26 protein-coding genes and 1 pseudogene are annotated in these 25,815 nt (G+C 53.2%); 7 read left to right on the top strand and 20 right to left on the bottom strand.

What is annotated here, in order from left to right; genetic code table 11:
• Positions 1 to 117: 117 nt before the first annotated feature.
• Positions 118 to 878, top strand: a pseudogene (locus ACYJL1_RS19775) (DUF899 family protein).
• A 22-nt stretch (positions 879 to 900) separates the two neighbouring features.
• Here the strand turns inward: ACYJL1_RS19775 and ACYJL1_RS19770 are convergent.
• Together ACYJL1_RS19770 and ACYJL1_RS19765 are read right to left on the bottom strand one after the other, a co-directional pair.
• A complete protein-coding gene (locus ACYJL1_RS19770; RefSeq protein WP_460898642.1) occupies positions 901 to 1,590 on the bottom strand; it encodes a glutathione S-transferase family protein in 690 nt (229 codons plus the stop codon).
• Between the two features lie 24 nt (positions 1,591 to 1,614).
• Positions 1,615 to 2,040: a DoxX family protein gene (locus tag ACYJL1_RS19765; RefSeq protein ID WP_460898640.1), complete on the bottom strand. Its 426-nt coding sequence runs from the start codon at positions 2,038 to 2,040 to the stop codon at positions 1,615 to 1,617.
• Positions 2,041 to 2,123: 83 nt separating this feature from the next.
• Between ACYJL1_RS19765 and ACYJL1_RS19760 the strand changes: the two genes are divergently transcribed.
• Positions 2,124 to 2,588, top strand: coding sequence for a MarR family winged helix-turn-helix transcriptional regulator (locus tag ACYJL1_RS19760; protein ID WP_460898638.1), 465 nt, complete (start codon positions 2,124 to 2,126; stop codon positions 2,586 to 2,588).
• A 42-nt stretch (positions 2,589 to 2,630) separates the two neighbouring features.
• Here ACYJL1_RS19760 and ACYJL1_RS19755 read toward each other — a convergent pair whose 3' ends face one another.
• The gene (locus ACYJL1_RS19755) at positions 2,631 to 2,921 is read right to left on the bottom strand and encodes a hypothetical protein (protein WP_460898637.1); all 291 of its coding nucleotides are present in this window, start codon (positions 2,919 to 2,921) and stop codon (positions 2,631 to 2,633) included.
• A 32-nt stretch (positions 2,922 to 2,953) separates the two neighbouring features.
• Positions 2,954 to 3,364, bottom strand: coding sequence for an META domain-containing protein (locus ACYJL1_RS19750; protein ID WP_460898634.1), 411 nt, complete (start codon positions 3,362 to 3,364; stop codon positions 2,954 to 2,956).
• A gap of 305 nt (positions 3,365 to 3,669) precedes the next feature.
• Between ACYJL1_RS19750 and ACYJL1_RS19745 the strand changes: the two genes are divergently transcribed.
• Both ACYJL1_RS19745 and ACYJL1_RS19740 read left to right on the top strand, forming a co-directional pair.
• A complete protein-coding gene (locus ACYJL1_RS19745) occupies positions 3,670 to 3,855 on the top strand; it encodes a DUF3606 domain-containing protein (RefSeq protein ID WP_460898632.1) in 186 nt (61 codons plus the stop codon).
• A 59-nt stretch (positions 3,856 to 3,914) separates the two neighbouring features.
• Positions 3,915 to 4,145 (top strand): hypothetical protein, encoded by a 231-nt coding sequence (locus tag ACYJL1_RS19740; RefSeq protein WP_460898630.1) that lies wholly within the window; start codon positions 3,915 to 3,917, stop codon positions 4,143 to 4,145.
• Positions 4,146 to 4,261: 116 nt separating this feature from the next.
• Here the strand turns inward: ACYJL1_RS19740 and ACYJL1_RS19735 are convergent, their stop codons facing one another.
• Both ACYJL1_RS19735 and ACYJL1_RS19730 read right to left on the bottom strand, forming a co-directional pair.
• Positions 4,262 to 5,563 (bottom strand): MFS transporter, encoded by a 1,302-nt coding sequence (locus ACYJL1_RS19735; RefSeq protein ID WP_460898628.1) that lies wholly within the window; start codon positions 5,561 to 5,563, stop codon positions 4,262 to 4,264.
• Positions 5,564 to 5,647: 84 nt separating this feature from the next.
• On the bottom strand, positions 5,648 to 6,625 hold the full coding sequence (locus ACYJL1_RS19730; protein ID WP_460898626.1) for a GlxA family transcriptional regulator: 978 nt from the start codon (positions 6,623 to 6,625) through the stop codon (positions 5,648 to 5,650).
• Between the two features lie 170 nt (positions 6,626 to 6,795).
• Between ACYJL1_RS19730 and ACYJL1_RS19725 the strand changes: the two genes are divergently transcribed.
• The 3 genes from ACYJL1_RS19725 to ACYJL1_RS19715 all read left to right on the top strand — a co-directional run bounded on the left by ACYJL1_RS19725 (position 6,796) and on the right by ACYJL1_RS19715 (position 9,090).
• On the top strand, positions 6,796 to 7,281 hold the full coding sequence (locus ACYJL1_RS19725) for an SRPBCC domain-containing protein (protein WP_460898624.1): 486 nt from the start codon (positions 6,796 to 6,798) through the stop codon (positions 7,279 to 7,281).
• 2 nt (positions 7,282 to 7,283) lie between these two features.
• Positions 7,284 to 7,871: a glutathione S-transferase C-terminal domain-containing protein gene (locus tag ACYJL1_RS19720; protein ID WP_460898623.1), complete on the top strand. Its 588-nt coding sequence runs from the start codon at positions 7,284 to 7,286 to the stop codon at positions 7,869 to 7,871.
• Positions 7,872 to 8,004: 133 nt separating this feature from the next.
• Positions 8,005 to 9,090 (top strand): GGDEF domain-containing protein, encoded by a 1,086-nt coding sequence (locus ACYJL1_RS19715; protein ID WP_460898622.1) that lies wholly within the window; start codon positions 8,005 to 8,007, stop codon positions 9,088 to 9,090.
• A gap of 10 nt (positions 9,091 to 9,100) precedes the next feature.
• Here the strand turns inward: ACYJL1_RS19715 and ACYJL1_RS19710 are convergent, their stop codons facing one another.
• The 14 genes from ACYJL1_RS19710 to ACYJL1_RS19645 form a co-directional block, all read right to left on the bottom strand.
• Entirely contained in the window at positions 9,101 to 9,871 is a 771-nt protein-coding gene (locus ACYJL1_RS19710; RefSeq protein WP_460899171.1) for an amino acid ABC transporter ATP-binding protein, read from the bottom strand.
• Entirely contained in the window at positions 9,871 to 10,551 is a 681-nt protein-coding gene (locus ACYJL1_RS19705) for an amino acid ABC transporter permease (RefSeq protein ID WP_460898621.1), read from the bottom strand. Before ACYJL1_RS19705 ends, ACYJL1_RS19710 begins: the two co-directional genes overlap by 1 nt.
• A gap of 86 nt (positions 10,552 to 10,637) precedes the next feature.
• Entirely contained in the window at positions 10,638 to 11,408 is a 771-nt protein-coding gene (locus ACYJL1_RS19700) for an amino acid ABC transporter substrate-binding protein (RefSeq protein WP_460898620.1), read from the bottom strand.
• Between the two features lie 400 nt (positions 11,409 to 11,808).
• Positions 11,809 to 12,879, bottom strand: a complete 1,071-nt coding sequence (locus ACYJL1_RS19695; protein ID WP_460898619.1) for an ABC transporter ATP-binding protein — start codon at positions 12,877 to 12,879, stop codon at positions 11,809 to 11,811.
• Between the two features lie 15 nt (positions 12,880 to 12,894).
• The gene (locus ACYJL1_RS19690) at positions 12,895 to 13,743 is read right to left on the bottom strand and encodes a carbohydrate ABC transporter permease (protein WP_460898618.1); all 849 of its coding nucleotides are present in this window, start codon (positions 13,741 to 13,743) and stop codon (positions 12,895 to 12,897) included.
• Positions 13,743 to 14,669: a carbohydrate ABC transporter permease gene (locus ACYJL1_RS19685; protein ID WP_460899170.1), complete on the bottom strand. Its 927-nt coding sequence runs from the start codon at positions 14,667 to 14,669 to the stop codon at positions 13,743 to 13,745. The genes ACYJL1_RS19690 and ACYJL1_RS19685 overlap by 1 nt, the downstream gene beginning before the upstream one ends.
• A 71-nt stretch (positions 14,670 to 14,740) precedes the next feature.
• A complete protein-coding gene (locus tag ACYJL1_RS19680; RefSeq protein WP_460899169.1) occupies positions 14,741 to 16,012 on the bottom strand; it encodes an ABC transporter substrate-binding protein in 1,272 nt (423 codons plus the stop codon).
• Positions 16,013 to 16,048: 36 nt separating this feature from the next.
• Positions 16,049 to 17,236 carry a PLP-dependent transferase gene (locus tag ACYJL1_RS19675; protein ID WP_460898617.1) on the bottom strand — a complete coding sequence of 396 codons (1,188 nt, stop codon included), beginning with the start codon at positions 17,234 to 17,236 and terminating at the stop codon, positions 16,049 to 16,051.
• Positions 17,233 to 17,988 carry a FadR/GntR family transcriptional regulator gene (locus ACYJL1_RS19670; RefSeq protein WP_460898616.1) on the bottom strand — a complete coding sequence of 252 codons (756 nt, stop codon included), beginning with the start codon at positions 17,986 to 17,988 and terminating at the stop codon, positions 17,233 to 17,235. The genes ACYJL1_RS19675 and ACYJL1_RS19670 overlap by 4 nt, the downstream gene beginning before the upstream one ends.
• A gap of 346 nt (positions 17,989 to 18,334) precedes the next feature.
• Positions 18,335 to 19,939, bottom strand: a complete 1,605-nt coding sequence (locus tag ACYJL1_RS19665) for an ABC transporter ATP-binding protein (RefSeq protein WP_460898615.1) — start codon at positions 19,937 to 19,939, stop codon at positions 18,335 to 18,337.
• 1 nt (position 19,940) lies between these two features.
• Positions 19,941 to 21,071, bottom strand: coding sequence for an ABC transporter permease (locus ACYJL1_RS19660; protein WP_460898613.1), 1,131 nt, complete (start codon positions 21,069 to 21,071; stop codon positions 19,941 to 19,943).
• On the bottom strand, positions 21,064 to 21,987 hold the full coding sequence (gene oppB / locus ACYJL1_RS19655; protein ID WP_460898611.1) for an oligopeptide ABC transporter permease OppB: 924 nt from the start codon (positions 21,985 to 21,987) through the stop codon (positions 21,064 to 21,066). Before oppB ends, ACYJL1_RS19660 begins: the two co-directional genes overlap by 8 nt.
• A 552-nt stretch (positions 21,988 to 22,539) precedes the next feature.
• Positions 22,540 to 24,138 carry a peptide ABC transporter substrate-binding protein gene (locus tag ACYJL1_RS19650; RefSeq protein ID WP_460898610.1) on the bottom strand — a complete coding sequence of 533 codons (1,599 nt, stop codon included), beginning with the start codon at positions 24,136 to 24,138 and terminating at the stop codon, positions 22,540 to 22,542.
• Between the two features lie 233 nt (positions 24,139 to 24,371).
• A complete protein-coding gene (locus tag ACYJL1_RS19645) occupies positions 24,372 to 25,811 on the bottom strand; it encodes a cryptochrome/photolyase family protein (protein ID WP_460898609.1) in 1,440 nt (479 codons plus the stop codon).
• Positions 25,812 to 25,815 lie beyond the last annotated feature (4 nt).

Genomic DNA, 25,815 nt, shown 5'->3' with positions numbered 1-25,815 from the left:
ATCATCAACAGGAGGCTTTGCCGATCGGTTCGGACGCCGATCAAAATGTAGTCGAACCCAAGGAAAAGCAGTCAATGAAGGTGTTTTACTCCTTGAGTTCTTTCATTGGAGACGATCATGTCTTACGACAAAGTAGATTTTGCAACTCCTCAAGTTGTTGATCGCGCCACGTTTCAAGCAGAATTGGACGCACTGAGGGTTCGAGAGAAGGCCCACACAAGAGAGGGTGATGCCATTGCGGCCGCCCGCCGACGGCTCTCCATGGTCGAGGTAGATGGTGCGACACCGCTTATGGGCGAAAATGGCGCGGTGACGCTATTGGAGGCGTTCGAGGATCGCCGGATGCTCATCGCCTACTACTTCATGTGGCACACCGGCAAACCTGCGCCTGAGCAGTGTGAGGGTTGCACCTTCTTTACCTCGCAGGTGCGCGAGCTGTCCAACATTCATTCCCGCGACGTGACCTACGCCACGCTGTGCCAAGGCCGTACGAAGAAAGCGTCCGATATCGCGATTTCATGGGCTGGGAGATGCCTTGGTACTCGGCGCAGGACTCGCTCGACACTCTTTTGGTCGGACGCCAGGTCGGCATGATGCACCTCATTTGCTATCTGCGAAATAGATCCAGGGTATTCGAGACCTACTGGACGTGGATGCGCGGCGTCGAGACGATGGACAACAGCTACCGATTGCTCGACCTGACCGTCTACGGGCGGCAGGAGGCCTGGGAGGACTCACCGGACGGTTGGCCACAGCAATCGGAAGACCAGCACCCTTTCCGTACCGGTGAACGCCCCATAGCCCAATGGGCACGCCTCAAGGCCGGATATTCGGATGACTTGGGAACCGGCAAGCGTCAGCGATTAGATCGTCAGTAACAGCCTTTGGCGCGTCAGTCGTTCAAACAACTTGACAGCGCCTCAACAGATAGGCGTCGTGATTATTGAGAAAGACCTTGAGGCGATCCGCATAGTCAGCCGTGACGGCTGCCTGCACGCTCGGCCGTTCTGCAAGTGCCCGACGCCAGTCGGACACGCGAGACAGCCCCGTGAATACCGCCGTTGGTGCAATGGCATCAAACACGTCGAAATAGCGGAGGATCGGCGCGAATACCGCATCAACCAGACTGAACCGTTCGTCGGCGAAAAACGGACCTTCGCCAAGCTCGGACTCAACGCGAATAAATTTGTCGCGCAGCGCCGCGTGCTTGGTTTCATAGGTCGTCGAATCCTTGGCCGTCTCAAAGCTCCAAAGGTCCGAGAGAATGGAGGAACCGAATTCGATCCAGCCGCGATGCCGTGCCCGTACCAGTGGATCGGCGGAATGGAGCAGAACGCCCGCCTGGGTTTCTTCGAGATACTCGCAAATGACTGCACTCTCGAAGATCACGGCCTCGGCGCCGTCGTCCTGGCGAACAATCAGCAATGGCACCTTGCCCAGCGGCGAGATAGACGTAAACCAGCCGGGCTTGTCTGCAAGGTCGATATAGACCCGATCAAACGGGACGCCCTTTTCCACTAGTGTGATCGCTGCACGCTGTACATAGGGGCAGAGGTGATGACTGACCAAGGTCAGTTTGGCGTTCGACATGATGAAATCTCCAGCTCTTGAACCTCAGCGCGAGGCAAGCGTAGTTGGCATGGGGGACCGGCGAAGGGGGCGAATGCCGTCGCCGAACAGAAACTGCGCGACTGATAGAACGATCAGATAGAGGGGGTATTCCCAGCCACCGTTCGGAGCATTGAATATCCAGCCATTGGCGCCATGTGCCCAAATGATCGCGCCGAGCAGTGCGGGAATCAGGGCAAGCGCTACCCATCGGGAATAGATGCCAAGGACGAGCATGCTTCCTTCGGCTGCTTCGCCCGCGAAGGTGACGAAAGCCAAACAACCTGGCAGACCGATGGATTCAAAATAGCCCGCTGTTCCGGCAAGGCCAAAAGTCATGAGTTTCAGTACGACGCTATGGGCGAGATACATGACGCCGAGGCTCACTCGCAGCAGCGTCACGCCATAGGCCGTCAGCCGGTCCTGGGCCATTTCCAATGGTCTCCATCTATATAAATGCAATTGCATCTATATAGGCCCTTGCATCTCTCGTCAAGATAGATGTAACTGCATTTATGCCAGATCGATCGCAGCCCCCCGCAGGAAACCCGTCTCCATCCGTCACACGCGCATGGGTGCGTCTAATGCGTACCCAGCAGATTGTGCTGGCGGCAATTGAACAGGATCTGAAAAGGGCTGGCCTGCCACAACTGAGTTGGTATGATGTTCTGCTAGAGCTATCGCGAACCGGCGACGGACGGTTGCGTCCGTTTGAGATCGAACAGCGAACCTTGCTTGCCCAATATAATCTGTCCCGCCTGCTCGACCGGTTGGAACGGAAAGGCCTCGTTCAACGTGAAGCGTTCGGTGATGACGGCCGCGGTCGCTGGGTCGTCATCACCGAGGAAGGCCGTGCCATGCAGAAACGCATGTGGAGCGTCTATGCGGCCGCTCTCCAGGCCCATGTCGGAAAGAAAGTGGATGATGAGACCGCCAATCTGCTCGCTGATCTGCTCGCTAAACTAACGCGCGATACCTAACTGTGGTGCAGGAATGACCACCCTCCTCCTTGGGCTTCTACCTCAACGTTCCGTGGCCCCGACAAGCGCGGTGGCGCGAACGTTGCGCGTATTCGCCTTGCGCCGCAAAAGGACTGGAACGTCAATGAGCCCGCCCACTTGGCGACGGTTCTTCAGAAACTCAAAGCGATCCAGAAAGAGTTCAATGCTTGGCAATCCGGGGACCGATTTGCCATGGAGCAGCGGCTGGCCCAAGGCGACGCGCCCAGAAAAAGCACACCCAGACCAAGAGCCTTCGGGGGCGACGCTGGTATTGTAGCTATAGGTTAGGCGGGCCGCAGACGGTTTGCTCAACAACGCAGCCATCTGCCATTAAACTATGCCCCCTAATCGAGCGCGCTGAATTTCAATATCGCGCTTCCGTCAGAATCCATAAGAACGAGTTTGGTGCCGTCTAGTTTCCACTTTTCAACCTTCTCAAGTGCACTGAAAAACTTCTGCTCTTGATCCATAACCGCAGCCGCACAAGCCATCTTCGTTGACATTGCGGGGCCAATTGAAACGGTGTCGCCTTCCACCTTGATTGCCGCGCTATAACGGTTGCAGCCGCCTCTGCCACTCGCGCGACTGTCGGCAATTTCCAGGGTGGTTTGTAAATTATCGACCACACCGCGACCACCAATATCCTCGGCAAGCCACTTACCTGCTGGACTAGGTGGCGCATCGGCAAAGGCTGGTACCATTGAAATGGTCAGCATCGAAATAAGGGCGAGCCCCTTCAAAGTGCGGTCTTTCATCGTATCCCTCGTATCAGCAAAACGTGGGTCGCATCCTATCGGCGACAAGATGAACGCCAGATGACCGCCCGCACTCAACACTGATTCAGGCCGTTATCAAGGGGCGACGCATAACATTTGTGATAGATTCTGAACATGTGCCCGCCTTTGAAGCGTTTACCCGAGAATCTGTGTATGAGATGTTGCATAGGAACGGAACGCGCTAACGAACTGCGCCATCCTGGAACCTGAACTTCGAGTGTTGAGTGCGATTGGGAACCAATCACTGAGGTTTTAATTATCTCCAGAACAGGAGGTAACGAACAATGACAGACGATAAGTCGAAGCAAGACAATCGCGACCGTTCGAAGGTTTCTGCAAGCGAAGACTATGAGATCGAGTATCTCATGAGCAAATTCGATATCAGCAGGAATATTGCATTGGAATTGGTCACCAAACACAACGGCAACCGCAAGAAGATTGAGGGCGAATTAAACTCTGTAGATATCTAAAGCCTAGCGTGGTCACTACGATTTGACCGGAACTTTACAGCCTCGTGATGAGATAGCCAATGTTAAAGATCCTTGGTGCGTTGTTGTTGATAGGCGGTGTGCTGTTTGCCGTTTGGACCGCGCTCAGTCGTCGCAAGCTCAGCCAGCCGCCGCACCAATCCGCGCGCAATGAAAACGAAGCTTCATTGGAACCGCCCAGACAAGGTCTACGGTTTCTTGGATTGACCAGAAACCTGCCGGCCATTGTGCTGGTGGTGACTGGCGCTGCTCTTCTCCTCTACGCACAGTGATTGGAAGCAGTCTAATACGTTCATCGAAAAATGCCGCCCCTGACAGGAGCGAATGGGAAGGGCCCTGTCGTTGCGTTGAAGGAACGTCGCCCGAGGAATTAACTGGCTGCCCGTTTTCAGAAGTGCTCGTTGCTGTCTGCCCGTTTGCCGAGGGCCAAGGCGGCAATGAGGCCAAGCGTCACTCCAAACATGACATAATAGGTCGGTGCCATGGGCGATCCGGTTTTCTGGATCAACCACGTTACGATGAACTGCGCAAAGCCACCGATCAGCATGACGGCAACGTTATATGAGATCGACAGGCCGAGAGATCTCACGCGTGTTGGAAAGAGCACAGCCATGACTGTACTGAACACAGCAAAGAATGCTGCCGCGCAAAGACCGGTGGCCAGCTGAACAACGATAAGTCTGCCGATTGTTGGAGCGGCTGTCAGCCACGAATAGAGCGGAAACAATATGGCAAGGTATACTGCCAGGGAGGTGATGAGTAGCTTGCTTCGACCGATCCTATCAGCAAGAATTCCCATCAATGGCGTCAGAACAACGACCCAGAGCGCTCCGAGCATCTGCACTTCGAAAGTTTCCTGAAGTGGCAGTTGAAGGATTTTCGTCGCAAAGGTTACAAGATAGGTGAAGGTTATGTAAACCGTGACCGTTGCAGCTGCGACGAGCCCGATACCCAGAATTGTTTCGCGCCATGAGTTTGCAAGCAATTCTCCAATGCTGATGTGAGTACCTTTAACTGCCTCTTCCCGTTTTGCGTTGCGAAATACTTCGGTTTCATCAAGGCGTTGCCGGATATAGACCGCAACAGGAATGATAATCAGACCGAAGAAAAATGGAATGCGCCAGGCCCATGCCTCGATTTGTTCCTGCGTGAAATAGACTGTCATCAACGTGCCAGCGGCGGCGCCGATCAACAGACCGATCATCTGGCCTGTCATTTGCCAAGAGCCGTAAAAGCCACGCTTTTCGCGGGGCGCCATTTCGATGAGCAATGCCGTTGCCGCGCCAAATTCGCCGCCCGCCGAGAAGCCTTGTATCAGGCGCGCAACAAGGATCAGCAATGGAGCCAGAATGCCCGCAGCCTGATAGGTTGGAGCGAATGTGATAATCGCCATTGAGACTGCCATGAGCGATGTGATCAACACCATGGCCGCCTTGCGACCATGCTTGTCGCCATAGAGACCAAGAATGATGCCGCCCAAAGGACGCATGAGGAATCCGACGCCAAAAATTGCGGTGGTCATCAGGATGGCATTCAGGTCGCCGCTTGGTGCGGAGGGATCGACTGGGAAAAACAACCGGGCGATGATGGGCGTCATAAAGGCAAAAACCAGGAAGTCATACCACTCGAGTGCATTGCCGATAACAGCAGCTGCAAGATTCCGCACCGGCACTTTGTGAGGCTGCTGCATGATTATTCCTTTTTTTGTCGGGGTTTTTCGTCAAGGGACTCGCATCTGGGGTAGTTGAACCTCTGGTGCCGGACTGGTCCAGTCCTAAAGAAACTTTTCCCCATGAACCAATCCTGAGTTGCAGAAGCGCCTTCGATATTGCGCCGGGCTGAGACCGGCATGACGCTTGAAGATGCGTCTGAAAAAGGAGGAATCTTCATAGCCGACCTCGGCTGCAATATCGTCTATTCCCCTATTGCTCGTTTCGAGCATCTGCCTTGCTTCTTCGATACGCAGTGCCTGAACATAATCGACCGGCGTATAACCGGTTGCCATTTTGAAACGACGCTTGAAAGTTCGCTCGGCCAAGCCCGACCGTTGCATCATACGCGTGACGGGTGTCGGTTCGGCATAATGGTAGGCGATCCATTGCTGGCAGTCTGCAATGGCGACATCCTCATGTTTGCGGGGGCGAGTCATTGCAGCAAAGGGCAATTGTCCCTCACTCCGATCACCGATCACAAAAATCTTTGCAGCGCGGACAGCCTCTTCAGCTCCGCAGAACCGGCCGATCAGGTAAAGCGCCAGATCTTGCCATGATGAAGCCCCACCCGTCGTAATCAATGTGCCGTTCTGGTTGGTTTCGCACAGAATCCGTTCAGGCCGGAACTTTACCGCGCTGTAACGATCCCGGAACAAGGCAGCTGCGCTCCAATGAGACGTTGCCTCCTTGCCGTCCAACAACCCCGCCTCAGCCAAAAGAACCGAACCGCTGCATGTCGAACAGATAACGGCACCTCTTTCCATCTGACCAGATATCCAGGAAATTTCTTTCCGCCAGCGACCATCCGGGCTGCCCTTCAGCGGCAGTTCAATGTCACAGACAATGACTACATCCGGATGCAGATTGTCGCCAATAGCCGCATGGGGAACAATGGGTATCCCGATGGCAGACATGACGCCCTCTGCATGCTGCGCTACGATTTTCGGCTTTATCGACCGGACATTTGTGGTTTCGCCGGTAAGCAGTGGCCAGATTTTGCCAACCGATCCCAGCACCTCAAACAAACCGAACACAGCCATAGGAGCCGTTTCTGGCAGAACCAGAATGCTGACTTTAAGCGGCGGAACTGGAATGTTTCTCGGGAGCATCCGCTTACGATGGCATGAATGCCCCGTTTTTGTCCATCTTGCCTCTAATGACGAGCAGGTTTAGGCGCTAATCTTGTGCCTGAACCACAGGAGGAACCGTGATGTCTCATGCAACCATAAGACATGCTACACTGAACATCGAACGCCGGATTGCGGCGAGTATCAAAAAAGTATTTGCAGCTTGGAGCAGGAAGGATGCAGTTCTCGATTGGAGTGCACCTGGAGACGGCTGGGAAATGTCAAACAGCGATTTTGATTTCCGTGCAGGACATAGGGATATCTGTACATTTGGACCCATCGGCGCGACGCCCTATGTCAACACTGTTCATTATGAAGAGATCAAGCAGGATAACCGGATCCTCTACAGTGCCACGATCTCGCATGATGGAATACTCATCTTCGTCGGCGTTGTCGCTGTCACATTTAAAGCAACCGGATATGACACACTGTTGCAATTGACCGAAACAGGCTTTTATCTCGGTGATGCAGACACTCCCGAGGGGCATGAAGCCGGGTGGAGCGCGATGCTTGAAAACCTTGCCAATTATGTGGAGCTTCCAGCTTCAGGTCAAAGCGAGAGGGCATAACCATGAAGTATTTCTATTCTCCCGATACCTGTGCTTTGGCCGGGCATATCGCCCTTGCGGAAGCAGGCCATACACCGCAGCTCATCAAAGTGGATGTGTTCACGCGAACGATCAAGGAACCCGGCGATTACAATGAGATAAATCCTAAAGGCTATGTACCCTTGCTGAAGTTTGACGATGGCCGGCAACTCGCAGAGAATGTTGCAATTCTTAACTGGATTTCACGCAACTCGGCTCGCTTTTCTGAAGGCGAACAGCCAGATATTGACAGGCAGACCGAGATGCTGGCTTTCATTTCGAGTGAGATTCAAAAGCCTTTTGTCTTTTCCTTTTTCCTTCCGGGTGAGGAAGCCAAACGTGATCTGAGCCAGATGGTTGCCGGACGGTTCGTGTATCTCTCCAACGTGCTCGACAAACCGTTTCTATTGGGCAGCGACTTCAGTGTGGCCGATGCATTTCTCTATGTCATGTTACGATGGGCGCGCATGTCAAACATGGATGTGTCACCGCGGCTTGTGGAATATCGGGATACGATCGAACGCATGCCGTCAGTACAACGAGCTTTGACCGAAGAAGGACTGGCGGCCTGAAAAGAATTCTCGTTTCCTGTTTACGAAGTCTCATACTATTGCGACCAGAATAATAGGTTCTGACCCTACACAGGCAAGTCTTCAGAATAATGAGTGTTGATCAACTGCCGGTTTTGTACATGTTGAGAATGAAATGGAATTAAGCATACTGGCAACGGGGATTGTGAGGATACTGGGCATAACTGCGCTCGTTATCCTTTCCTATTCAATAGTCATTCGTAATTTTCCGAACGGTTGGAAAAAGGGCGCTGCCGTTGGCATCCTGTTTGCAGTCGGCTCCATACTGTCGATGAATGATCCGCTCACGTTAGCCCCGGGCGTATTCTTCGATGGGCGTACAGCCTTGCTGGCAATTGTCTATCCCTATGGTGGACTTATTGGCACAGTCATTGCTGCATTTTTGATCGCTGCCTATCGCATATGGCTTGGCGGCATTGGTGTCGCACCGGCGTTGATGTCCATCCTCATACTGTGCTGTATCAGCTATGCCACAACACGTGTTTCGGTCAGAAAGATTCCGGTCGGTTTTGGTCGTTCCGTGCTGGTTGGCTTGGCTGCGTCGCTGTCGACCCTTTCGTTTGTGCTGCTGCCAGATGAGGTCGTTGCAACAATTATCGGCACCCCATTGATTGCAGTCACACTGGCCAATGTCGCCAATGTGGTCATTATCGTTGACTTCCTGGAAAGGGAAAAATCGCGCTTGAGAATTATCCGGGCGTTGGAGCACGAAGCTTCTGTCGATCCACTGACAAAGCTCCAGAATCGCAGGGCCTTCGATAAAGCGGCTTTGAGGGCGATGAATGACAATCGGGCCAAAGCAACCCATTGCTCCTTGATCATGATTGATATCGATCACTTCAAGATAATCAATGACAGGCTTGGCCATTACACTGGTGACACAGTGCTTGCTGATGTAGCGGCTATCATTCAGAAGAATGTGCGCCTTGGCGATGTTGTTGTCCGGTACGGCGGCGAAGAAATATTGCTGCTGCTCGCCAATACAGAACAGGATGCCGCCAACGCATTGGCGGAACGGGTTCGTAGCGAGATTGAAAGCACGGATTTCGTCTCGGGGACAGAAAGCGTCAATGTCACGGTGAGCGCCGGCGTTGCCAGTCTGGGCGAGAAATATGCAAGCATGGAAGCCTTGCTCAAGGCTGCCGACAAAGCACTTTACCATGCGAAACTCAGTGGCCGGAATCGCGTTGAGGTTGCTTAAGTTCGCTGCTTTAAATACCCTCGCCGTGCATATGGCCTTCATGGGTCAGCGTGGCAATGAAACGCTTTGTACGTTCATGTTTGGGTTGAGTGAAAATATCGCGTGAGGAACCCGTTTCAACAATTACGCCGCCATCCAGCACGATCACCTCATTGGCGATGCGTGAAGCAAGCCGCAAATCATGCGTGGCCATGACCATTGTGGTACCTTCTCGCGCCAACTGCGCCAAAACATCAACCACCTCGCCGGATAATTCCGGGTCGAGGGCAGAGGTTGGCTCATCACAAAGAAGAACTTTTGGTGATGGTGCCAATGCACGGGCAATTGCCACACGCTGCTGTTGACCTCCGGAAAGTGTCGAGGGCCAAACCTCCGCTTTGTGGGCAAGTCCGACTTTTTCCAAAAGGGCCATTGCCCGTTCCCTCGCCTTCTCTTTCGGCCATTTGAGAACAGTGGTCAGTCCTTCCGTGACGTTCTCGATAACTGTCCGGTGCGGGAAAAGCTGGAAGTTTTGGAAAACCATTCCGGTGTGACGTCGCAGCAGTTGGATTTGCTTCATCGAAGGCTTGATGCCTGGTTGAAATTCAAGACGATCGCCCGCGATTTCGACGCTGCCGGCAGTGGGTATCTCAAGCAGATTGATACAGCGCAGCAATGTGCTCTTGCCACCACCTGAAGGGCCGACAAGGGCCATGACTGCACCCTCCGCAACGTCCAGCGAGACATTCTTCAGGACTTGGAGATCGCTAAAATTTTTCTCGATATTTTTGAGTTGGATCATCATGAGCGAGCCTCCAGAAAGCCGCCGTAGCGATTGAGACGTGTTTCCAGTCTTGCCTGCAATGATGAGAGAACCGAGCTTAAAATGAGATAGATGATTGCAGCTTCAATGTAGAGTATGAGCGGCTCGTAGGTGGTTGCGACGATCCTCTGCGCCGCCTGGAATAGCTCTGGCACAGTGATGGCGGCAGCAAGAGAAGTGTCCTTCACTAACGATATGAATGTATTGGACAATGGCGGCACTGCCACACGTGCAGCCTGTGGCAGGATCGTGCGTCTCATGGCCTGTGACCAATTCATGCCAATGGAATAGGCCGCTTCCCATTGTCCTTTCGGCACGGAAGAAATGACAGCACGGAGAATTTCTGAGGTATATGCGCCGATGTTAAGGGTGAAACCGATAAGAGCCGCAGTGAAGGCGTCAAGAACAATTCCGGCACTTGGAAGGCCATAGAAGATCAGGAAAAGCTGGACCAAGAGCGGCGTGCCCCGGATGATCCAGACATAGAATTTGACGACGGCAGCGAAGGGTGCGGGAGCGAAAAGCCGTACAAGCGCTGCTATGAGGCCAACTGTCAGCCCCAGCACAAAGGACAAAAGCGTCAGTGGAATGGTGAAGATCAGGCCAGCCCACAAGAGTGAGGGCAAAGATTCGAGCATCAAACTAAGCCAGCTGGGCACGGCCTCTTCTCCTTAGAAAAATAAAAGGCAGGGGAACAGGCCCCCTGCCCTGTTAGAGCGTAAATTCTGTTTGCCGTAAACGGTGATTACTTGGAGACGTCCTGACCGAAATATTTGTCTGCGATCTGTTTGTAAGTGCCATCGGCCTTGATTGCTTCAAGTGCCTTGTTGATTTCTGCCAGAAGTTCAGGCTCGCCTTTGCGAATAATGATCCCGGAGAAGTCCGCATCGGCCTGTTCAGCTGCAATTTTCACATTGGCATCAGGCTTGCGCTTTTTGAAGTCAAGGAAGGAAAGGCTGTCATTGACTGTCGCGTCGGCGCGTCCGCTCAGCAAAAGCTGGATGGACTGGTCGAAGCCATCAGTGCCGATAAGCTCCGCACCATTGCTCTGGGCGATCTTGCCGAAATTGCTGGAGAGAGATTGCGCAGACTTCTTGCCTTTCAGATCGGCAAAGCCCTTGATTTCATCATTGTCGCCCTTGACGATGAGAACGGCCTTGGATGCGATATAGGGTTCGGAAAAGTCGTACTTTGCCTTGCGCGCTTCGGTAATGCCGACCTGATTGATAACAGTATCGTAGCGCTTGGCATCAAGACCCGCAATCAAACCATCCCATTTGCCTTCCAGAAATTCTGCCTTCACGCCGAGCTTCTTGGCAATGGCTTCGCCGATTTCCACATCGAAGCCGACCAGCTTGCCAGCGGCATCATGATAGGTAAATGGTGCGTAAGTACCCTCGGTACCGATCTTGATAACACCAGTCGATTTGATGTCTTCAAGGTTTGAGCCTGCGAATGCATGCACTGGCGCGATTGCCAGAGCACCGATAACGACGATTGATTTCAGCCAGTTCATTTTTGTTTCCATCCGATATCTTGGCGCCGCTGCGTGTCAGTACGCATCTGGGCTATTGATTGGAAAATGTCACTTTGCAGACCGCCTGTATAGGCATTCATGCGCGGTGATTTCAATTCTTGACGAAATCGATACCACATTATGGGCGATATCAGGAATAATATTCCGTCACCGTTGTTTTCTGCAATTGTTTACCTTTACATGAATGAGGGAACAACAGTTTGAACCTTTTTGCATGCCTGTTCTGCGCCCTTCGACAAGCTCAGTATGAGGGAAGTTGGAGATTGCAGGGATCTTGATTTGAGACCTCGCATATGGCTCTTTGCACGGGACTTGCAGCCAACCGACTCCCTCATGGTGAGCTTGTCGAACCACGCAAACACCTATGCCTCTATATGGTTTACCCGATCCGCAGTCCGGTTGTGCCATGGAAAAGATGGACATTGTCCGGCTTGATGCCAAGCCCGATCATATCTCCCGGATGCCGATCTGTTCGGCCCATTGCGAATATACAAGTTTGATGGCCGGACAGCTTCGTATAGAACTGCGTTGACAGGCCAAGAGGCTCGATCACCTCTATTTGAGCCTTGAGGCCGGTTCCTCCGCCAACTTCAATATTCTCCGGTCGAATGCCAATCGTCACTCTCTCGCTATCCGCAATCTTCAGTTCCGGCAACAGCTCAATCGTTTGGCCATCGCTCAGTTCTGCCCAGGCTTTATCGTCCTTCCGGCGAATGACAGCCGGCAGGAAATTCATGCCTGGTGAACCAATGAATCCGGCGACAAAAATATTGGCCGGATGATCGTACAGTTCCAAGGGCGTGCCGACTTGCTGGATAACCCCGTCATGCATGACCACAATACGATCTGCCATCGTCATTGCTTCCACCTGATCATGGGTTACGTAAACCGATGTTGTTTTCAACTGCTGATGCAGCGCCTTGATTTCCGTGCGCATGTGCACGCGAAGCTTGGCATCCAGATTGGAGAGCGGCTCGTCAAAAAGAAACACTTTGGGATCACGTACTATGGCCCGGCCCATGGCAACACGCTGGCGCTGCCCGCCGGAAAGCTGGCGCGGAAGACGCTGTAGGAGCACATCCAGACCCAGTCTCTTGGCGGCACTGCCAACGCGATCCAGAACAAGTTCCTTGGCCGTCTTCCGCAGCATGAGGCTGAAGCCCATATTGGAGGCCACATCCATATGCGGATAAAGCGCATAGGATTGAAACACCATGGCAATGTCACGATCCTTGGGCGCCACATCATTGACGACGCGGTCGCCGATCCTGATCTCGCCTGCGGAGATTTCTTCCAGTCCGGCAATCATGCGCAGCAGGGTGGACTTGCCGCAGCCGGACGGCCCGACAAGAACAACAAATTCGCCATCCGGGATATCGAGATCAACGGCTGAGAGCACATTCATCGCACCGTAGCTTTTTTGGACGTTGGTAATAGTGACAGAAGCCATATTGTTGAATCCTTTTTAGCCCTTCACCGCACCGGCCGTGAGGCCTGTGACGAGGTATCGTTGCAGGAAGGCGAAGAATAGACATGCAGGTATCAAAGCCAGAACGGAGGCAGCCATCATCTGTCCCCAGTCGACCGCAAATTTGCCAATGAATGTCAGCAAGCCGACTGCGAAGGTTTTCTGGCTGTCGCTGCTGATGAGCATCAACGCAAATAGCAATTCGCTCCATGCCGCAGTGAACACGAAACCGAGCGTTGCTCCCATTCCCGGCAAGGTCAGAGGAATGATAACGCGGCGCAAGGCTTGGCTGCGATTGCAGCCATCAATCATTGCGGCCTCTTCAAGGTCTTTCGGAATGCCGTCGAAGAACGATTGCATAAGGAATGTTGCGAAGGCGATGTTGAATGCCGTGTAGATGATAATGAGACCGGTCAGACTGTCCGTCAGGCCGAGTTGACCCATGATACGGTAGATCGGCGGTATCACCATCACCAGAGGAAAAGTCTGGGTCAGCAGCAGCGTGACAGCGACCGTTGTCTTTCCACGGAATGAAAAGCGCGACATGGCATAGCCTGCCGCAGAGGCAATGATTGTGACCAGCACTGCCGTGATAACAGAGACGATAACGCTGTTGACGAAGTAGCGCGGAAAATCGGTGGCCCGCAGAACGGTCTTGTAGTTCTCCCACGTCGCTGACGAAGGCCAAAGCGTTATGCCCTCCGAATAGAGAAGGGATTGTGGGGTTACTGATATTTTCAGGGTCCAGAATAGCGGGAAAAGAGCAAAGATCACATAGGCTGCGACCGCGCCATAAAGGCCAATCCCGCCGAGAATCCTGGTATTGCGTGAGCGACCGGCGATCATCAGGAATACCTCACGAGAGATTTGCGAATGCGGATCAACATGATTGCGTAGAGGATCAAAAGTGCAAGCAAGAATACTGCAACAGCCGAGGCGTAGCCCTTGTCCAGCGTCTTGAAAGCGCTGACATAAATATAGGTGGCAACTGTGTTGGTGGACCCGGCCGGACCGCCTTCTGTCATGACGTAAATCAGGTCGGCAAATGTGGCGATCCAGATGGTGCGCAGCATGACGGTGATCGCAATGGTGGGGGCAAGGAAAGGCAGGGTCACTTTCATGAAGCGCTGCCACGGGCTCGCCCCATCAATGGCCGCAGCTTCATGCAGTTCACCCGGAATGGATTTCAACGCAGCCAGCAAAGTGATGGCGAAAAACGGCACCCCGAACCAGACATTGGCGATGATCGGTCCCCACATGGCCGTTGCGGGATCAGCCAGAATATTGGTGGGTTCCGACATGAGCCCCAAAGCGAATAACCAATGTGGCAAAGGTCCGACGATAGGATTGAAAAGCCACGCCCATGTAAGACCTGAAAGGAAAGATGGAACCGCCCAAGGCAGGAATACAATGGCCTGAACCACTTTCTTGCCGTGAAAATTGCGATCAAGAAGCAGTGCCAATCCGAGGCCGAGAAAGAACTGCAAAACGAGGCTTGCTACAGTCCACCATAGCGTATTCATCAGTGCTTGGCCGAGATTGGCATCGTGCAGCAAGGCTTCATATTGGCCAAGACCGACAAATTCGGATTTGAAGGCCGAAAATTTGCGGAAAGAATAGCTGATGCCGAATATCAGTGGAACGACGAGCACGAGCAAAAGCAGAACAAGTGCGGGGCTCAGATAGAGCCATGGTTCGAAAACAGCGGTAAAGCGGCGCTTGCCAACTTCCCTTCCATTTCCCTGCGGCAGACCTGCCGCTGTTGATTGCATGACCATGTACGGGGCCCCTCAATAATGGAAATGCTCCGGCACAGCGCACCGGAGCATTCATTCAATTCAATTTACTGCTTGTTCTTGGCCATCCAGGCTTGCTGCTGTTCGGTAAGGAAAGCGGCCCATTCGTCAGCAACAGCTTTTGGAGTCTTCTGGCCCAACAACACTTCCTGAAAATTCTTGACTGAAACGGAGTCGTAAAAATTGCCGAGATTTTCCAGATGGGTTGGCGGCGTGACCAGTTCGAAGGTTTCCGGGTCGTTGATTTCCTCGAACCAGCCCTTGAAGGCTTCGGCGCCGAAATATGGGTCTTTGTCCGCACCATTATGGATCGGCAAGACGCCAACATTTTTGGCAAACTCAATATTGTCTTCAGGCGAAAGCAATGTTGCCATCAGTTTCCAAGCGTCGTCCTTGACCTCGGAGTCTGCGAACATGGCCCAGCCTGCATAACCCAAAGTCGGGTAGGATTTTCCATTCGGTCCCGTCGGCAAAGGTGCGACGCCGAAATCTTCCGCTTTCATCTTTTCAGCAATGCCAATCAAAGCGTCTGGATCTTGGTCCAGCATCGCACATGTGCCAGAGTAAAAGCCGGTGACAATCTCATTGAAACCCCAGCTAACGCTGTCCTTGGGTGCATAGCCGTTTTTGTAGATGTCAGCCAATAGTTCCAGACCCTTCACCGAGCCTGCTTCATTGATTGTGGCTGTACCATCGGCATTGAAATAGCCGCCCTTGCCATTGGCAATGTTCATGAACATCTGAACGCCGTTGAAACCACCTGGCCCACCGCGCAGGCAATAACCGTACTTGCCCTTGATCGCTGAAATCTTCTTGTTGGCTTCCATGAATTCATCGAGCGTCTTCGGCGCTTCTTTGAGGCCTGCCTCGGCGAAGAGCTTCTTGTTCCAGAACATGGCCCGGATGTAATAGCCGTAAGGGATCATGTACTGCTTGTTATCGACAACCGAACCGAACTGCTTGGCGCGATCACCAAGCGTACCGGCATCTTTCCATTTGGCGAGATAGGGGCCCAGGTCTTCAAGCTGGGCGTTATTGGCGTAAAGACCCATCCAGCGCTCAGGCATTTCAACAATATCGGGGGTATCCCCGGCCTGAACCATGGTCAGGAATTTCTCAAATGCCTGTCCCCAAGGCAGCGAGACCAGTTCCACCTTTATGCCGGGGTTGGCCTGTTCGAAGCTGGCGATCTGCTTTTTCAACAATTCAGTGCGAGGCGGGCTGGTGATGACCTCGACCATTTTGATTGTCGTGTCGGCAAACGCCGCCGATACGGTCATGGACAGTGCTGCGATTGCGCTGGCCAGAAATGTTCCCATTCTCTTTTGCATTATATGCTCCCTTTTTGTTTTGGTTCAGCGTTTTGCCGCGGTGAATGCGTGGGCGAGATCGGCCCAAAGCTCCTCGACATTCTCAAGTCCGACATGCAGGCGGATCGTTCGGGGGCTGACGCCAAAGCGCCCGATCGAATTTGCGTCCGGCGTTTGCTGCAATGAAGCAAGTGCCGGAACGACGAGGCTTTCATGACCGCCCCAGCTGACGCCGATGCGAAACAACTTCAATGCATCGACAAAGGTGGGTACGTCGATATCGTCGGTGACTGCGAATGAGAACAGCCCTGAATAACCAGTCAGTGTGGCTTTGCCGGGGTGGTTGGAATAGACCGGATGCATGACCCGCTCGACATTGCCGTGGGCTTTGAGCCTTTCAGCAATGATAAGGCCGCTCTTCATATGATGCGGCAGCCGCAATGTCAGCGTGCGCAAGCCACGCAACAGCAGCCAGGCCTCAAATGGCGAGAGCTTTGCGCCGAGATAGGAATAGGTGCGGCCATTGATCCGATCGATCATTTCGCGCGAGCCCGAAACAACACCGGCCACCGTATCGCTGTGTCCGCCGAGATATTTGGACGCGGAATGCATAACCAAATTAATGCCATGGCTGATTGGTTTCTGGAAAAGCGGCGTTGCCCAGGAATTGTCGATCGTGGTTACAACGCCATGTTGTTTGGCAAGGCGAGCATAATGGGCGATGTCCTGCAATTCGAACATCATGGAACTGGGGCTTTCGAGATAAAGCAGTTTGGCACCCGGCAGAGCAGCGGCGACTGCGTCAGGATCGGAGCCGTCAACATAGTCCACTTTGATGCCAAGGTGAGGCAGCAGCCGCTCGAACAGGCGGTAGGCATCGCCATAACAATTGCGAACAGAAACAATACGTTCGCCAGCCCCGACAAAGGCGAGCACCATAGCGCTGATCGCGCCCATTCCACTGGAAAAAGCCCGCGCCGCCTCCGCGCCTTCTAGCGCTGCAATCTTCTTTTCAAACTCCATGACGGTCGGATTATCGCCGCGGGAATACATAGGCTGGCGCTTGCGACCGGCAAAAGCATCGGCCATTTCGGCATAATTGGCAAAGGTGAAAAGCGAAGTTTGATAGATTGGTGGCACGACAGAACCGCCCGGAAACGGATCGTCATGCGCAAGCAACGTTGCGGCCTGCGCCATGACTTCCTGATCGTGGAAAAAGGGATTGTCACTCATTCTAGGTATGAACTCGGTTTTTTCTGGGTTTGTTTTTTCAGGTTGGCAGCGCCGCGTTTCAGGTCATCCTCGACCGTGGCTATGAGCTTCAATGCTTCCGCTCTGGCAGCGATGGGATCGCGCGCGGCTATCGCATTGTACAAAGTGCGGTGATAGGGAAAGCTGGCATGACCGAAGTCACGAACGCCCAGAGGATGCTCCCAGAAGCGGTGAAACATCTCATACATTGCAGCGATAATCTGCTCGAACAGAGGGTTGCCTGACGTGCGAAATACGGCCAGGTGGAAGTCCCAATCTTCATCGGCGGACATGCCGTGCCGCTCATGAAAAGCCTCTTCCATCCTGATCAGCTTCTGCTCGATCATGGCGATATCCGCATCGCTGACGCGCTCGGCAGAGAGAGCCGCAGCCTCCGCTTCAAGGCCCCGGCGAATTTCAAGCGTATGCATCAAACTGTTGAAATCATTGCCGGAAGCCAGCGTCAGAGGCATATGCAGCATATTGCGGGTAACGGCGGCTTTCAGGTAAGTGCCACTACCCTGCCGCCGCTCCACGAGCCCCAATTCCTGCCAGCGTGTGAGTGCTTCACGGACGGTTGTTCGGCTTACTTTCAGTCGTTCGGCAAGGACACGCTCAGTTGGTAACCGGTCGCCCGGAGCCAGCCCCTCCTCGGTCACAAAACCCACAAGCGCCTGCAACACCGCATCATCCCGCGAATGGGTATGTACTGGAGAAAGAATTGGACTGATCAAGCGGCGCTCTCTCTAAATTGGTTGGACCATTGTGCCAATTGAACACGAAAGAAACCGGGAGTCAAACGGCAATGTCGGCGACGCCTATCGCAATCTACCCATGCGTTTTTCAAACGAAGACTTGCCAAGTTCGAGCAACGTGCCAGATGCAGATCATGAATTTTCCGCATAACTCATGCCAAAAATGCAAAGCGCCCGCTTGCAGATACAAGCGGGCGCTTCAAAAGGGCTGACATCTGGAAATTGGGATTCACACAACTGCCAGCAACTGAAACACATGCGGCGGTTGCATTATTTCGGTAAAATTCGGCGGTTCTTCCGCCAAATTCCGGCCACTTGGTTTAAATCAATCGAGATCGAACGCAGCCCCTATGAGTGTTTTTGTATATTCGTGATGCGGGCTTTCGAAGATGTCGTCGGTGTGACCCTCCTCGACGATCTTGCCGTTCTTCATGACCACCACATAATCGGACATGGCTTTGATGACCGCCAGATCATGGCTGATGAAGATATAGGACAGGCCATGCTTTGCCTGAAGATCACGCAGCAGTTCGATGACTTGCCCCTGCACCGAGCGATCCAATGCGGATGTCGGCTCATCAAGGATGACGACTTTCGGCTTCAAAATGATGGCGCGGGCAATGGCGATGCGCTGGCGCTGTCCGCCGGAAAACTCGTGCGGATAGCGATTGCGCGCTGCGGGGTCCAATCCCACTTCCGTCAAGGCGGCAATTGCCCGTTTGTCGCGATCCGACCGGCTTAGTTGCGGCTCATGGATGAGCAGGCCTTCGGTGATGATTTCGCCAACAGTCTGCCTTGGTGAAAGTGAACCATAGGGATCCTGGAACACCAGCTGCAACTGTTTGCGCAATGGTCGCATCGCAGACCGGCCAAAGCTTGAAATGTTCTTGTCGGCGAAATGATAGTGACCACTGCTTGGCAAAAGACGCAACAGGGCCCGGCCCAAGGTAGACTTGCCCGAACCTGACTCGCCCACAACGCCAATAGTCTGACCTTCCTGCAAACGGATCGTGACACCATCGACGGCACGGAAAAGCGTATGAGCACTGGAGAGAAACCCTCCGCCTATTGCGAAGTCGACAGAAACATTTCGCCCTTCAAGAACGACAGGTGCAGTGTCTGCCGGTGGTTCCTTGCTGCCGCTGGGAACGGCAGCCAGAAGCATTTTGGTATAGTCTTCCTGCGGGCGTTCGAAGATATCCTCTACGGAACCATTTTCGACAACTTCACCTCTGCGCATCACGACCACACGTTCGGCAAAATGTTTCACAATGCCAAGATCATGGGTGATGAGCACGATAGCCATTCCGAACCGCTTTTGCAGATCGCGCAGCAGGTCCAGTATCTGAGCCTGAATTGTCACGTCGAGTGCAGTGGTGGGTTCGTCAGCGATCAAAAGGTCTGGCTCATTGGCAAGCGCCATAGCAATCATGACGCGCTGACGCTGACCTCCCGACATCTCGTGAGGATAAGAGTTGATGCGCCGCTCAGGATCAGGAATGCCGACGAGCTTGAGCAATTCCATGACGCGCACTTTTGCCTGCTTGAAGCTGATCCCTCTGTGATGAACGATAGGCTCCGCAATCTGCCGGCCAATCGTATAGAGGGGATCAAGCGAGGTCATGGGCTCCTGAAAGATCATCGTGATCTTCGAACCGCGGACCGTATTGAGCTCCTTGATCGGAAGCCCGATCAACTGCTTGCCGCGATATTCCGCCGAGCCGGTAACTTTGCCATTGGCAGCAAGCAATCCCATGATCCCCATCATGGTCTGACTTTTGCCGGAACCGGACTCGCCAACGACGGCAAGCGTTTCTCCAGCTTTGACGTCGAGGTCAATGCCCTTGACGGCATTCACATCGCCATCAGGTGTGGTGAAGTCTACTTTCAGTCCGCGAACGGACAATATGGTCTCATTCTTGTCCGTCATCTCAGCGGTCCTTCGGATCGAGTGCATCGCGCAGTCCATCGCCAATGAAGTTCAGCGAGAACAGTGTGACGACAAAGAAGATGGCGGGGAAAATCAGTAGCCAGGGTGCAGACTGCATCTTGTTGGCACCTTCGGAAATCAGCGCCCCCCAACTTGTCAAAGGCGCTTGTACGCCAAGACCGAGGAACGACAGAAAACTTTCCAGAAGGATAACTTTGGGTACCACTACTGTGACGAAAACGACGACGGGACCAATTGTATTGGGAATGATGTGACGGCGAATAATCTGCCAGTCAGTCAAGCCCAATGCCTGAGCCGCGCCTATGAATTCCCGGCGTTTCAAGGCCAGCGTCTGGCCCCGCACGATACGCGCCATGTCCAGCCACTCGACGGCACCAATGACGAGAAAGATTAGAATGAAACTTCGCCCGAAGAACACAACGAGCACAACGACAAGAAATACAAATGGCAGTGAATAGAGGATCTCGACAAGGCGCATCATAACATTGTCGACACGTCCGCCGAGATAACCGGATATTGCACCGTAAGTCACGCCGACTGCCAATGAGACCAAGCTCGCCAGAAAGCCTACGGCAAGAGATATCTGGCCGCCAAGCATGACACGGGCAAGCATGTCACGCCCGTTATTATCGGTACCGAACGGGAAATATTCGCGGTTGACATCGCCCGTCAATTTCAGCGTTGCGCCATCGTCTTCTGTGGCTGTGACCTGTGTATTTTCGAACTCATTGGCGCGGTCGAAATAGCGCGTTGAACGTGGGTCAATCGGCTTGTCGGAATGGATTGTTGCGGTGAATGTGTTGCCGTCTACAGCAAATTCGCGCAGCTCAACCCGGGCGCGACTTGCCACGCCCTTCATCACGTCCCCAAGACTGTCGGCCTTGGGAAGCGGTTCAATGCTTGGCGGCACCGCAACATAGGAGGAGAACACCTGATCATAGGTGTGGCTGATGACATAGGGTCCAAGGAACGAGAACACAGTAATCAGAAACAGCAGAACGGTGCCTGTCATCGCCGCTTTATTGCGACGGAAGCGCATGGCGGCGAGCTGAAACAGGCTGCGCCCTTTGGAATCTTCCGGTGGAATGATCGTTGCAGGAATATCAGTCATGACGAACCCTCGGATCGAGAAGGCCGTAGAGAATATCGACCACTAGGTTGAAGACGATGACAAAAATGGCAACGAGAACGACAGTTCCCATCACCAATGTGTAGTCACGATTAATGGCGCCGAGGACGAAGTAGCGTCCGACGCCGGGAATGGTGAAGATGCTTTCAACGACCGCAGACCCCGTAAGAAGTGCGGCAGCGCAAGGTGCCAGATATGAAACCACGGGAAGAAGAGCCCCGCGCATGGCATGGGTGATGACAACTGTTCGCGAGGGTAATCCATAAGCCTTGGCGGTTCGAATATGATCGGCATGCAACGCTTCAATCATGGAGCCGCGCGTCAATCGTGCGAAAACAGCAAGCTGGGGAAGCCCGAGCGTTATGACGGGCAATATCAGGAACGGCCAAGAGCCATCGCCCCACCCGCCTCCGGGCAGAAGCGAAAAGGTCAGTGAAAAAATCAGCAAAAGAACCGGACCGACAACAAAGTTCGGGACAGTAACGCCGGTTGTTGCAACCGACATGGTGAGAAAGTCAAAAAATGAATTCTGGCGCAAGGCTGCAAGGGTGCCGACGAGCACACCGCCAATGAGTGCGAAGAGAAGGGCAAAGCTCCCGAGCTTGATCGAATAGGGCAAGCCCTTGCCGATGAGTTCGGCAATCGTATTGTCCTTGTAGATATAGCTCGGTCCAAAATCGCCGGTCACGGCATTCTTCAGATAGTTGAGATACTGGTTCCATAATGGTTGATCCAGATGATAGGCCTTCATCAGGTTTTCCATCGTTGCCGGTGGCAATGGCCGCTCGAGATTGAATGGCCCTCCTGGTGCAAAGCGCATCAGGAAAAACGAAATGGTGACGACAATGAACAATGTCGGCACGGCACTCGCCAAACGGCGAAGGATGAAATGGAACATGGGGTTGCTCTCCAATCATGGACGCCATCCGTAAGCCGGATTGCGCACCAAGCTCTTATTCCGTGACGCTGAAATATTTGCTGAGGTGGTCGTTTGATCCGTTATCCACCCAGCCCTTGACCTTGTTTGACACCAGCCAAAGCTGTCCAAAATTCATCATGGCGTTGGAGCCGCTCCCAGCAACAGCGATCCAACAATGGCGGTTGTCAAAGTGAGTTTGGAAATGAACATAATGGGATAACTCCTGGTTCTGGTCGATCCATGCCCGTTTATCGATACGCTAAATCCCGTCGCATTGACGCAGTGCGTGGTTCGACAACTCACCATGAGGGAGGTGGTTGGTTGCAAAGCCTTTGCAGCGGCTCAAACCGGGCTCTCTGCAATCTTCAACCGTCCTCATGGTGAGCTTGTCGAACCACGCACTGCATCCTTGCCAATCCCCATATGAAATGAGGTGGCGGTCAAAGATATGCGGATTTAGGTTTTGTGGATTTGGCACGGACATCGGTAAGCGGATGTGGGTGACCGATGAGCCACCCACATTCAAGCTTCCTATTCGGCGATGCTCAGATATTTGCTCAAATGTTCGTTATTGGCGTTGTCACCCCAGCCCTTGACCTTATCTGACACGAGCCAGAGATAGGCATAGTTCATCAAGGGAGCAGTCGGTTGATCACGCGCGAGTAACGCTTCAGCTTCATGCAGGATTTTGGAACGTGCTGCCGGATCACGCTCTTGATAGGACTTCTTCATCAACGCATCAAATTCCGGATTTTCATAATGTCCGTAATTGAAGGTCTTGTTGGTGCTGACATTGAGGTTGAGGAAATTTTCCGCATCCGCATAATCGGCGACCCAGCCTGCGCGGGCGACGTTGAATTTGCCGCCTTCCTGCAGATAGGCGTAATGCGATGAGATATCGAGATTCATCAGCGTGACATTTGCGCCGAAGGTCTTCTTCCACATATCGGCAACGGCTGTTGCAACACGCTCATGGTTCGGATTGGTGTTGTAGCGGATTTCGATGTTAAGCGGCTTGCCGCCTTCACCATAGCCTGCCTCTTTCATCAGCTCGATGGCCTTGTCTTCACGATCAAGCTGGGACAGGTCGGCAAAGTCCGGTTTTTCCGGTTCGCCATAATTTTCAAGGCCGGGTGGCACCAATGCGTAGACGGGCAACGTTGCGCCGTTAAAAATCTCTGATGCGAGGAAATCTCGATCAACAGACATGGAAAGCGCCCGCCGCACACGGACATCATTAAAAGGTTCTACTCTTGAATCAAACGGATAGTAATAGGTTGAAAGAGCAGGCGTTACATGCACCTGATTGGCATTTGCCGCGCGCAGTCGCTCAAGCTGATCGGATGAGAAATTATAAACGAGGTCGAGTTCGCCTGCCTCGAAGCGACGGACATTGGCTGCCTGATCGTCGATTGGATAGAAGATTACCTTGTCGAGCTTGACATTGGCGGCGTCCCAATAATGCTCATTCTTGATCACAGTCAGATGATCGTTGGGCACATGCTCTGCGAGCTTGAACGCGCCATTGCCGACCAGCTTGCCCGGTTTGACGAAGTCTGCACCATTCTTCTCGAAGCTGGCCTTGTTGATGGGCAGCGCTGTCTGGTGCGAGAGCAATTCGATGAAGAATGGGGTTGCCTGTTCGAGGGTGATTTCAAGCGTTTTTTCATCAATGGACTTGACGCCAAGCTCTTCCAGCTTTGCTTCGCCCTTATTGACCTTCTGGGCATTCTTGATCGGATAGAGAATATTGGCATAGCCAGCGGCGGTCTTGGGGTCTTCGACGCGGCGCATGGAGAACACGAAGTCTTCAGCCGTTACCGGCGAGCCATCGGACCATTTTGCATCGGCGCGAATCTTGAATGTGTAAACGAGGCCATCATCCGAAACGGTCCAGCTTTCTGCTGCACCGGGAACAATCTTGCCATGGGCATCATAGACTGTGAGACCTTCATAAAGGTCTTTCACGATGAAGGCTTCAATATCGATGGAGGTTTGTGATTGATCGAGTGTTTGCGGTTCACCACTATTGCCGCGATGCAGCACTGCTTCAGCCAAAGCCGGGCTTGCGGCGAGCATGAGTGATCCAAGCAAAAGCGCGGTGCGGAAATTAAACTTCATCAGGGTCATTTCTTGTTCCTTCCCCTCTAAGAGAATTGTGAAGAGCTGAACAAATGCCAAAATTTGCTCCAAGGCAAGGAGGCTCTAATGCTTTCGGTGTAATATTTTGATCGAGTATAAGTGACGGTGACGTCAAAAAATATTGCACGATATGGACCCAAGGGCCTTTTTACGCCACTTTTGCGTGCGGTTGCGGCAATATTGGCGTGGCAACATTTTTTTTCGTTTATGTGGAAAACTTTTCAACGCGTGCGGGAATAGGCCTCCATAGCGCGTTTGCGGGCCACTCCATGCTCAACTATTGGACCGGGATAGTCGTTGTCCAACTCAATACTCGTCGATTGAAGGACAGAGCTTGGAGCGGTCCATGGTTTGTGCAGATACTTATCCGGTAGGTCTTTAAGCTCCGGGACAAAATGCCGGACATAATTCCCGTCGGGATCGAACTTCTCCCCCTGGAGGATAGGATTGAATATACGGAAATAGGGGGCAGCGTCCGCGCCTGATCCGGCAACCCATTGCCAACTGGCAGCATTGCTGGCCGGGTCGGCATCGACAAGCGTATCCCAGAACCATTTTTCGCCTTCCCGCCAATCAATGAGCAGGTGCTTTATCAGAAACGACGCAACAATCATCCGAACCCGGTTGTGCATCCAGCCCGTCTGCCAAAGCTGGCGCATGCCGGCATCGACGATGGGATAGCCGGTATTGCCGGTTTTCCATGCATCAAAATTCTTTGCGCTCTTGCTCCACCCAAAGCTATCGAAGCTTTTATTGAAATTAGCCTGATGCAAGTTGGGGTTGTTGAAGAGGAGGTGATAGGAAAACTCCCGCCAGCCCACCTCTTTTCTGAACGTCTCCAATCCGGCGCTGTGATCCCTTATTGCTGGTGATTTCGATGCATGCCAGATCTGAAATGGCGTGATTTCGCCATGGGCAAGATGCGGCGACAGGCGCGAAGTGCCCTCAATTCCGGGAAAATCCCGCTCGTTCTTGTAGGACGTGCCCCTGTTTTCTAGAAAGTCCGCGAGCTTTTGCTTCGCTCCTTCCTCACCGGGCGTCCAGTCATGTTGAAATGCCTTTGCCCAATCCGGCCTGGTTGGAAGCAATGCCCATTCCTCAACTTTGTCAGAGGAGACATCGCCGGCCCATGGTTTCAGTTCTGTTGGTGCAGGAACGGGATTGCGCGGCTCCGGACCCTCCAGGAAAGCCCGCCAGAAGGGCGTGAAAACGCGGTAATATCCGCCCGCTCCTGTTTTGAGTAAATAGGGCTCGTGTAACAGATGTCCGTCAAAGCTCTCTGCCGTCACGTTTTTCTCGAGCAACGCCGCCTTGAGCGCCGTATCGGTCTCGATGCCCGCTGGATCATATCGGCGGTTCCACAGGACCATATCAGCCTTGGTATGGCTTATAAGCTCACCGATAATGGTCTGGGGCCGGCCTTTTCGCAGGATCAGCTTTGCACCGATTACTTCAAGGGATTTGGCCAGTGATGTGAGGGAATGATGCAGCCACCATTGCCGGGCACCACCCAAGGGCCTTGCAGAGCTGGCTGTCTCCTCGTCCAGGATGAAGACTGGAATGACGGGCTTTCCGCTCTGCGATGCAGCATAAAGCGCACGATTATCCGCCAGCCGCAAATCATGACGGAACAGGACAATCACGGGGTTTTCGATTGCCATATGG

The sequence above is a fragment of the Phyllobacterium sp. K27 genome, assembly GCF_054796155.1.
The sequence above is the reverse complement of the archived record's forward strand: the minus strand, read 5'-3'. Positions and strand labels throughout refer to the sequence as shown.

Coding starts and splice junctions, on each gene's coding strand:
- ACYJL1_RS19745 (WP_460898632.1), top strand. CDS start 3,670: ATGACAGACGATAAGTCGAAGCAAGACAATCGCGACCGTTCGAAGGTT.
- ACYJL1_RS19710 (WP_460899171.1), bottom strand. CDS start 9,871: ATGATCCAACTCAAAAATATCGAGAAAAATTTTAGCGATCTCCAAGTC.
- ACYJL1_RS19690 (WP_460898618.1), bottom strand. CDS start 13,743: ATGATCGCCGGTCGCTCACGCAATACCAGGATTCTCGGCGGGATTGGC.
- ACYJL1_RS19665 (WP_460898615.1), bottom strand. CDS start 19,939: ATGACGGACAAGAATGAGACCATATTGTCCGTTCGCGGACTGAAAGTA.
- ACYJL1_RS19700 (WP_460898620.1), bottom strand. CDS start 11,408: ATGAACTGGCTGAAATCAATCGTCGTTATCGGTGCTCTGGCAATCGCG.
- ACYJL1_RS19720 (WP_460898623.1), top strand. CDS start 7,284: ATGAAGTATTTCTATTCTCCCGATACCTGTGCTTTGGCCGGGCATATC.
- ACYJL1_RS19740 (WP_460898630.1), top strand. CDS start 3,915: ATGTTAAAGATCCTTGGTGCGTTGTTGTTGATAGGCGGTGTGCTGTTT.
- ACYJL1_RS19650 (WP_460898610.1), bottom strand. CDS start 24,138: ATGACCCTGATGAAGTTTAATTTCCGCACCGCGCTTTTGCTTGGATCA.
- ACYJL1_RS19760 (WP_460898638.1), top strand. CDS start 2,124: ATGCCAGATCGATCGCAGCCCCCCGCAGGAAACCCGTCTCCATCCGTC.
- ACYJL1_RS19685 (WP_460899170.1), bottom strand. CDS start 14,669: ATGCAATCAACAGCGGCAGGTCTGCCGCAGGGAAATGGAAGGGAAGTT.
- ACYJL1_RS19765 (WP_460898640.1), bottom strand. CDS start 2,040: ATGGCCCAGGACCGGCTGACGGCCTATGGCGTGACGCTGCTGCGAGTG.
- ACYJL1_RS19770 (WP_460898642.1), bottom strand. CDS start 1,590: ATGTCGAACGCCAAACTGACCTTGGTCAGTCATCACCTCTGCCCCTAT.
- ACYJL1_RS19660 (WP_460898613.1), bottom strand. CDS start 21,071: ATGACTGATATTCCTGCAACGATCATTCCACCGGAAGATTCCAAAGGG.
- ACYJL1_RS19675 (WP_460898617.1), bottom strand. CDS start 17,236: ATGAGTGACAATCCCTTTTTCCACGATCAGGAAGTCATGGCGCAGGCC.
- ACYJL1_RS19645 (WP_460898609.1), bottom strand. CDS start 25,811: ATGGCAATCGAAAACCCCGTGATTGTCCTGTTCCGTCATGATTTGCGG.
- ACYJL1_RS19715 (WP_460898622.1), top strand. CDS start 8,005: ATGGAATTAAGCATACTGGCAACGGGGATTGTGAGGATACTGGGCATA.
- ACYJL1_RS19730 (WP_460898626.1), bottom strand. CDS start 6,625: ATGGCTGTGTTCGGTTTGTTTGAGGTGCTGGGATCGGTTGGCAAAATC.
- ACYJL1_RS19725 (WP_460898624.1), top strand. CDS start 6,796: ATGTCTCATGCAACCATAAGACATGCTACACTGAACATCGAACGCCGG.
- ACYJL1_RS19680 (WP_460899169.1), bottom strand. CDS start 16,012: ATGGGAACATTTCTGGCCAGCGCAATCGCAGCACTGTCCATGACCGTA.
- ACYJL1_RS19695 (WP_460898619.1), bottom strand. CDS start 12,879: ATGGCTTCTGTCACTATTACCAACGTCCAAAAAAGCTACGGTGCGATG.
- ACYJL1_RS19750 (WP_460898634.1), bottom strand. CDS start 3,364: ATGAAAGACCGCACTTTGAAGGGGCTCGCCCTTATTTCGATGCTGACC.
- ACYJL1_RS19735 (WP_460898628.1), bottom strand. CDS start 5,563: ATGCAGCAGCCTCACAAAGTGCCGGTGCGGAATCTTGCAGCTGCTGTT.
- oppB (WP_460898611.1), bottom strand. CDS start 21,987: ATGTTCCATTTCATCCTTCGCCGTTTGGCGAGTGCCGTGCCGACATTG.